The organism is Stenotrophomonas sp. A3_2, assembly GCF_036624925.1.
Taxonomy (GTDB): Bacteria; Pseudomonadota; Gammaproteobacteria; order Xanthomonadales; family Xanthomonadaceae; genus Stenotrophomonas; species Stenotrophomonas hibiscicola.
The window spans coordinates 1-316 of the sequence record NZ_JAZKVY010000256.1; the positions used below are offsets into that span (position 1 = coordinate 1).

1 protein-coding gene is annotated in these 316 nt (G+C 63.3%); it reads left to right on the forward strand.

The genetic code is table 11. From position 1 onward, the window contains the following. The coding region (locus R5H29_RS11410) for a sugar transferase (RefSeq protein ID WP_332329196.1) at positions 1–316 on the forward strand (316 nt) is incomplete at both ends.

A 316-nucleotide genomic window follows, 5' to 3' on the forward strand; every position in this document is an offset into this window, starting at 1 on the left:
GACGGCGCGCCGGTGATTTACAAACAGCGACGGATTGGTCAGCACGGGCGCGAGTTCTGGATGTACAAGTTCCGCACCATGCGCCGGGACGCGGAGCAGATCCTGCAGAACGACCCTGTGCTGCTGGCGGAGTACCAACGCAACTTCAAGCTCGAAAACGACCCGCGCCTGCTCAAGTGCGGCAAGATCCTGCGCACTCTGACCCTGGACGAGCTGCCGCAGCTGGTCAATGTGTTTCAGGGCCAGATGAGCCTGGTCGGACCACGCCCTCTCATCCCGACCGAGCACGAGCGCTACGGCCCCGCCTTTGCCGTCT